Here is a 6,451-nt window from a genome sequence, read left to right as displayed (position 1 = left end):
CTTGAGGCCGACCTCCTGGTCCTCCACCACCAGCGCCATCAGCACCTGCCGGGTCGCGCAGAACTCCGCCGTCGCCAGCGCCCACCAGGTGGCCAGGCTGTCGGCGTTGATGGCGATGCGCAGACGCTCGGGCAGCGCCTGTTCATCCAGCCCCGGCACCTGTCCCTGCAGATCGCGTTCGAGCAGGCGCACCTGCTGCACATGGTTGAGCAGACGCCGACCGATTTCGGTGGGCGCCGGCGGCGTCGCGCGCACCAGCACCGGCTGGCCGACCCGCGCTTCGAGCAGCTTGATGCGCTGCGACACCGCCGACTGCGACAGGCCCAGCACCTGCGCCGCACGCTCGAAACCGGCCTGCTCCACCACTGCCGCCAGGGCGGCTAGCAATTTGTAATCGAACAATCGATTTTCCTAATGAGCGATCAGCATTATTTGTTTCTCTTATACACCCGTGCGCCGCAGACTCGCCAGCATCCACCTCACCTCTGGAGCTCAAGATGGCCGGCGAAACCGATCTCTCACGCTTGCTGCAAAGCATGACGCCGCAGCTCAACCCCGGGCAGTACGTGTTCTGCTGCGTCGCCGCAGACCTTGACTGCAGCGCCCTGCACCCCATCGCCAGCCTGCGCGAAGCCGAGGGCCTGAGCCTGGTGCTGCCGCGCGAGGTCGCCGACGCCCATGGCTTGCGCTACGACTACGTCGCCGCGTGGATCACCCTGCAGGTGCATTCGTCGCTGGCGGCCGTGGGCCTGACCGCCTCCTTCTCCGCCGCCCTCGCGCAGGCTGGGGTGAGTTGCAACGTGGTTGCCGGCTTCCACCACGACCATATCTTCGTGCCCATCGAGCGCGCCGAACGAGCGCTCTCCACCCTGCGCGCCCTGTCGGCCGCCGCCTTGCCGGAGCCCGTGTGATGTGGCAGAGCTACAGCAACGGCCTGCTGGTCGCCATCGGCCTGATCATGGCCATCGGCGCGCAGAACGCCTTCGTCCTGGCGCAGAGCCTGCGCCGCGAACATCACATCCCGGTAGCGGCGCTGTGCATTCTCTGCGACGCCGTGCTGGTGGCGGCCGGCGTGTTCGGCCTGGCTACCCTGCTGACGCAGAGCCCGACACTGCTGGCCATCGCCCGCTGGGGCGGCGCTGCGTTTCTGCTCTGGTATGGCAGCCAGGCGCTGCTGCGCGCTGCGCGCCCGCAATCGCTGCAGGCGGCCGGCAGCGAACCGCGCTCCTTGCGCGCAGTGATGCTCGCAGCGCTGGCAGTGACCCTGCTCAACCCGCACGTCTACCTGGATACCGTGCTGCTGATCGGCTCGCTGGGCGCCCAGCAAGCCGAACCCGGCGCCTATGCCGCCGGCGCCGCCAGCGCTTCCTTTCTCTGGTTCAGCGCCCTGGCGCTCGGCGCGGCATGGCTAGCGCCCTGGCTGGCCAGGCCGGTGACCTGGCGGCTGATCGATCTGGGCGTGGCGGCGATGATGTTCGCGGTGGCGGCGCAGCTGATTCTGGGTGCGCTGTAATGTTCTCAGTCGAGCATAATGCGTCTGGCCCATTACGGGCGCCTCTAGCAACGTAAGCGAGGCAGCCAGCGCAAGGCAAAAACAGGCGAAAAAGCGCAGTTTACGAGTTGTAAATGAGCATTTTGAGCCTGTTTTTAACGCCGCGATGGCAACGCAGGTAGTTGTTAGAGGTGCCCTTACGCCAGGAGCAACAATGGATACCCTGCATGGCATGCGCGTGTTCGTTCAGGTGGTCGAGCGCGGCAGCTTCACCGCCGCAGCCCAGGCGCTGGATCTGTCTACCGCACAGGTGTCACGGCTGATTGCCGATCTGGAGCAACATCTCGAGGCACGCCTGCTGCAGCGCACCACGCGGCGCCTGGCCCTGACCGAAACCGGCGAGCGCTATCTGGAGCGCTGCCGGCAGATTCTCGGCCAGGTCGAGGAAGCCGATGCCGAGGCGCGCGGTGCTCACCGCACGCCCAGTGGACGCCTGCGCGTGCACACCATGACCGGCCTCGGCCTGCAGCACATCACCCCGCTGATCGCCCGCTACGCCGAGCGTTATCCACAGGTGGTGGTGGAACTCACCCTGGCGCAGCGCACGCCGGATCTGCTCGAAGATGGCCATGACGTGACCATCGCCTTCGCCCGCGACCTGCCGGATTCGCAACTCGTCGCACAGCGTCTCGGCCCGGTGTACAGCGTGCTTTGCGCCGCTCCCAGCTATCTGGCCGGACATGGCGTTCCGCAACGGCCCAGCGACCTGCAGCAGCATCGCTACCTGCGCCTGACCGACCCGCTGTACCGCGGTCAGTGGGATTTCGGTGACGAACAGCTCGACGCCCTGCCGGCCGAGTGCTTTCAGGTCAATGTCGCCGAAGCGCTGGTCAAGGCGGCGCAGGCAGGCATGGGCTTCTGCCTGCTGCCCTCGTTCGTCGCCAGCCAGCCGCTGCGTGAAGGACGCCTGCTGCGCATCCTGCCGCAGCACCGCCTGCGTGCGCTGAACATCTATGCGATGTATCCGTCGCGGCGCTTTCTCGATGCCAAGACGCGCACCTGGGTGGAGTTTCTCAAGGCCGAACTGCCGCCACTGTTACGGGGGGACGAAGCGGTGCTGGACGATGAGCGATATTGGGCGACACCCGACGGATTGTTGCGCGAAAGGTAAGAGTGATTCACCCGTATAGCGCTTTTTCGCGCCCCGATGTCTCCCTAGGATGACTTCGAACCCACGAAGAATCCCAGGAGGATCGCTCCATGAAAAAACTCGCCACTGCCGCCGCCCTGTCCCTCTCCGCCCTGCTGGCGGCCCAGGCCTGCTTCGCCGAAGAATCGGCCGCTTTCGTCGCCCATCAGCAGGCCCACCAGCAACAGCCGCACGCCGAAGCTACCCAGCAAGCGCAAACCGCAAGCTCGCAGGGCTCCGGTCAGCACGGCTAAACCCAGGCTTACCTGGCGCCGGACGTGCTCCTGGCCGGCGTCTCTCGGGCCGCCAGTCCGGCCCTTTTTTCCCGTATCGAGGCCATCATGAAACCTGTCGCCTACCTCCTGGCGCTCGCCTGCGCGACTACCCTGGCGCACGCCGAAACGCCCGAGCACTACCACTACGGCATGCACCTGGACATCGCCAAGGTCATCAGCCAGACCCTGCCGCAAGGCTGCGAAGCAGGTGAAGCCCGCATGGTCTACCTGGACTCCAAGGGCGAGCAGCACACGCTGATCTACCAGCGCATCGGCGAAGACTGCCGCTACTGACCACCTCAAGCACCATACACCCTGGATTTACCTGGCCCGCATGAACTTACCATCCGGGTGCGTGAAGGTCTCGTACATCCGCTCGCCCTCGACCCTCAACTGCAGCTCCTGTGTCGTGCGCACACCACCAACCCAGTTGGGAAAGGTGGCGCCCTCCAACCGGTTACCAGCAAAACGCTCCTGCTCGTCGACGCTGTAACTGCCAAAGAAGCCGGCGCTCGACGCCATGGCGCGGCGACTCTCCTGGTCGCTGCCACTACCGCACGCTTCGGATTCAAACCGCGGCATATCGCCATCGGTCAAACCCTCGACGAAGTGCATGTCAGGCCAGCATGCCTTGCGGGTTTCCGCCATACGGCCGCCCGATCTTGCCGTCCGCTTCCTGCTGTGCCGAGACCATGCGCCATGCCCCGGCGCCGCTGCAGGCTCTCATCGGCATCATTCGCGAAATCGCATGACGGGGCGACCGGCAGCCTTCTCTCTGCCGCGGTCTATCCTGACGTTAGCCCGGCAGCAGTCGCACTGAGCGCCACGCCGGTAGCACCCCTGGTTGCACCAAGCTGCTGCACGCCTCGCACATCTGCTTGCAGCCTTGTTGCAGCGGCGGCTCCCGAGAATTGACCTTACGTCCGTCGGGCCGTCGCTGCAATTAGGTTGCACCTGGTTGCACCCAAGAGCAAAGCAGGTTTAATCTCCCGCAGCTTTTCGTTGCCCGCCCGCCAGGCGACAACGCTTCGGGCCGTCGCAGGCGACGTCAGAAACTGCTTCAGGCAGTTTTACCGTGCATAACTAACAAGTAAGTAGGACTCCCCATGGCTACCACCACCCTCGGCGTAAAACTCGACGATGCCACCCGCGAGCGCCTGAAGAAGGCCGCTGCGCAGATCGACCGTACGCCGCACTGGATGATCAAGCAGGCGATCTTCAATTATCTGGAGCAGGTCGAGAGCGGCCTGACGCCCGCCGAGCATGCCGGCCTGGCCGCTGCCGCCGGTGAGGAAGCCCTGGAGTCGCTGACCGAGCAGGGTCTGCAGGTGTTCCTCGACTTCGCCGAGAGCATCCTCCCGCAGTCGGTACTGCGCGCCGCCATCACCAGCGCCTACCGTCGCCCGGAAACCGAAGTGGTGCCGATGCTGCTGGAGCAGGCGCGCCTGAACCCGCAGCAGGCCGAGGCCTCGCAGAAGCTGGCCCTGGGCATCGCCGAGAAGCTGCGCAACCAGAAGAACGCCAGCGGCCGTCAGGGCCTGGTGCAGGGCCTGCTGCAGGAGTTCTCGCTGTCGTCGCAGGAAGGCGTGGCGCTGATGTGCCTGGCCGAAGCCCTGCTGCGCATCCCCGACAAGGCCACCCGCGACGCGCTGATCCGCGACAAGATCGCCAACGGCAACTGGAGCCAGCACCTCGGCCAGAGCCCGTCGATGTTCGTCAACGCGGCGAGCTGGGGCCTGCTGATCACCGGCAAGCTGGTGTCCACCCACAACGAGGCCGGCATGACCTCGGCGCTCAACCGCATCATCGGCAAGAGCGGCGAGCCGGTGATCCGCAAGGGCGTGGACATGGCCATGCGCCTGATGGGCGAGCAGTTCGTCACCGGCGAGACCATCGCCGAAGCCCTGGCCAATGCCGCCAACCTGGAAGCCAAGGGCTTCCGCTACTCCTATGACATGCTCGGTGAAGCCGCGCTGACCGAGGAAGATGCCAAGCGCTACCTGGCCTCCTACGAGCAGGCCATCCACGCCATCGGCAAGGCCTCGCACGGTCGTGGCATCTACGAAGGCCCGGGCATCTCGATCAAGCTCTCCGCCCTGCACCCGCGCTACAGCCGCGCCCAGTACGAGCGAGTGATGGACGAGCTGTACCCGACCCTGCTGGGCCTGACCCAGCTGGCCAAGCAGTACGACATCGGCATCAACGTCGACGCCGAGGAAGCCGACCGCCTGGAGCTGTCGCTGGATCTGCTCGAGCGCCTGTGCTTCGAGCCCTCCCTGGCCGGCTGGAACGGCATCGGTTTCGTCATCCAGGCCTACCAGAAGCGCTGCCCGTACGTGATCGACTACGTCATCGACCTGGCCAAGCGCAGCCGTCATCGCCTGATGATCCGCCTGGTCAAGGGCGCCTACTGGGACAGCGAGATCAAGCTGGCTCAGGTGAACGGCCTGGAAGGCTACCCGGTGTACACCCGCAAGCCGTACACCGACGTGTCCTACATCGCCTGCGCACGCAAGCTCCTGGCCGCGCCGGAAGCCATCTACCCGCAGTTCGCCACCCACAACGCCCATTCGCTGTCGGCCATCTACCACCTGGCCGGGCAGAACTACTACCCGGGCCAGTACGAGTTCCAGTGCCTGCACGGCATGGGCGAGCCGCTGTACGAGCAGGTGGTGGGCAAGGTCGCCGACGGCAAGCTGAACCGTCCGTGCCGCATCTACGCGCCGGTGGGCAGCCACGAAACCCTGCTGGCCTACCTGGTACGCCGCCTGCTGGAAAACGGCGCCAACACCAGCTTCGTCAACCGCATCGCCGACCACAGCATCTCGCTCAAGGATCTGGTCCTCGACCCGGTGCAGCAGGTCGAGCAGATGGCCGCGCAGGAAGGCGCCGTCGGTCTGCCGCACCCGCGCATCGCGCTGCCGCGCGACCTGTACGGCAAGGATCGAGTCAATTCTTCGGGCCTGGATCTGGCCAACGAACACCGCCTCGGCTCGCTGTCCTCGGCGCTGCTGTCCACCGTCAACCACAGCTACCTGGCCGAGCCGATGCTCGGTTGCGATGGCGCCAACCCGGGCGAGCCGGAGCCGGTGCGCAACCCGGCCGACCATCGCGACCTGGTCGGCCACGTGCGCGAAGCCAGCGTTGCCGATGTCGACAGCGCCCTGCTCTGCGCCCTGGCCAGCGGGCAGATCTGGCAGTCCACCCTACCGGCCGAGCGCGCCGCCGTACTGGAGCGCGCCGCCGACCTGATGGAAGCCGAGCTGCAGCAGCTGATGGGCCTCTTGGTGCGCGAGTCCGGCAAGACCTTCGCCAACGCCATCGCCGAAGTGCGCGAGGCGGTGGACTTCCTGCGCTATTACGCGATCCAGGCTCGCAGCTTCGGCAACGACAGCCACCGCCCGCTGGGCCCGGTGGTGTGCATCAGCCCGTGGAACTTCCCACTGGCGATCTTCACCGGCCAGGTCTGCGCCGCGCTGGCCGCCGGCAACACCG

The 6,451-nt window shown here is 66.1% G+C and carries 8 protein-coding genes; 6 read left to right on the top strand and 2 right to left on the bottom strand.

The features are described from left to right. Positions 1-402: LysR family transcriptional regulator (locus N7333_RS23580; protein WP_279859468.1), on the bottom strand; the 402-nt coding region annotated here is incomplete at its 3' end. A 95-nt stretch (positions 403-497) separates the two neighbouring features. On the opposite strand from N7333_RS23580, the gene N7333_RS23575 reads away from it, so the two are divergent. From N7333_RS23575 to N7333_RS23555, 5 genes are all read left to right on the top strand, one after another. After that, positions 498-911: an ACT domain-containing protein gene (locus N7333_RS23575; protein WP_129481763.1), complete on the top strand. Its 414-nt coding sequence runs from the start codon at positions 498-500 to the stop codon at positions 909-911. Beyond that, entirely contained in the window at positions 911-1,513 is a 603-nt protein-coding gene (locus tag N7333_RS23570; RefSeq protein WP_129481764.1) for a LysE/ArgO family amino acid transporter, read from the top strand. The genes N7333_RS23575 and N7333_RS23570 overlap by 1 nt, the downstream gene beginning before the upstream one ends. A gap of 193 nt (positions 1,514-1,706) precedes the next feature. After that, on the top strand, positions 1,707-2,663 hold the full coding sequence (locus tag N7333_RS23565) for a LysR family transcriptional regulator (RefSeq protein WP_129481765.1): 957 nt from the start codon (positions 1,707-1,709) through the stop codon (positions 2,661-2,663). Positions 2,664-2,752: 89 nt separating this feature from the next. Next, positions 2,753-2,935, top strand: a complete 183-nt coding sequence (locus tag N7333_RS23560) for a hypothetical protein (protein ID WP_129481766.1) — start codon at positions 2,753-2,755, stop codon at positions 2,933-2,935. An 87-nt stretch (positions 2,936-3,022) separates the two neighbouring features. Continuing rightward, positions 3,023-3,250 (top strand): DUF2790 domain-containing protein, encoded by a 228-nt coding sequence (locus N7333_RS23555; RefSeq protein WP_036987329.1) that lies wholly within the window; start codon positions 3,023-3,025, stop codon positions 3,248-3,250. A 27-nt stretch (positions 3,251-3,277) separates the two neighbouring features. Here N7333_RS23555 and N7333_RS23550 read toward each other — a convergent pair whose 3' ends face one another. Further along, entirely contained in the window at positions 3,278-3,604 is a 327-nt protein-coding gene (locus N7333_RS23550) for a lipocalin-like domain-containing protein (RefSeq protein ID WP_252576687.1), read from the bottom strand. A gap of 458 nt (positions 3,605-4,062) precedes the next feature. On the opposite strand from N7333_RS23550, the gene putA reads away from it, so the two are divergent. Further along, the coding region (gene putA, locus N7333_RS23545) for a bifunctional proline dehydrogenase/L-glutamate gamma-semialdehyde dehydrogenase PutA (protein ID WP_279859467.1) at positions 4,063-6,451 on the top strand (2,389 nt) is incomplete at its 3' end.

The sequence above is a fragment of the Pseudomonas sp. GD04158 genome (assembly GCF_029834875.1).
GTDB classification, from domain to species: Bacteria; Pseudomonadota; Gammaproteobacteria; order Pseudomonadales; family Pseudomonadaceae; genus Aquipseudomonas; species Aquipseudomonas hydrolytica.
Note: the sequence above shows the minus strand (reverse complement) of the source record. Positions and strands in the feature narration are given on the sequence as shown.

What these genes read in the sequence shown, in the direction of transcription:
- N7333_RS23570 (WP_129481764.1), top strand. Translation starts at nt 911, where the DNA reads ATGTGGCAGAGCTACAGCAACGGCCTGCTGGTCGCCATCGGCCTGATC.
- N7333_RS23565 (WP_129481765.1), top strand. Translation starts at nt 1,707, where the DNA reads ATGGATACCCTGCATGGCATGCGCGTGTTCGTTCAGGTGGTCGAGCGC.
- N7333_RS23575 (WP_129481763.1), top strand. Translation starts at nt 498, where the DNA reads ATGGCCGGCGAAACCGATCTCTCACGCTTGCTGCAAAGCATGACGCCG.
- N7333_RS23555 (WP_036987329.1), top strand. Translation starts at nt 3,023, where the DNA reads ATGAAACCTGTCGCCTACCTCCTGGCGCTCGCCTGCGCGACTACCCTG.
- N7333_RS23560 (WP_129481766.1), top strand. Translation starts at nt 2,753, where the DNA reads ATGAAAAAACTCGCCACTGCCGCCGCCCTGTCCCTCTCCGCCCTGCTG.
- N7333_RS23550 (WP_252576687.1), bottom strand. Translation starts at nt 3,604, where the DNA reads ATGGCGGAAACCCGCAAGGCATGCTGGCCTGACATGCACTTCGTCGAG.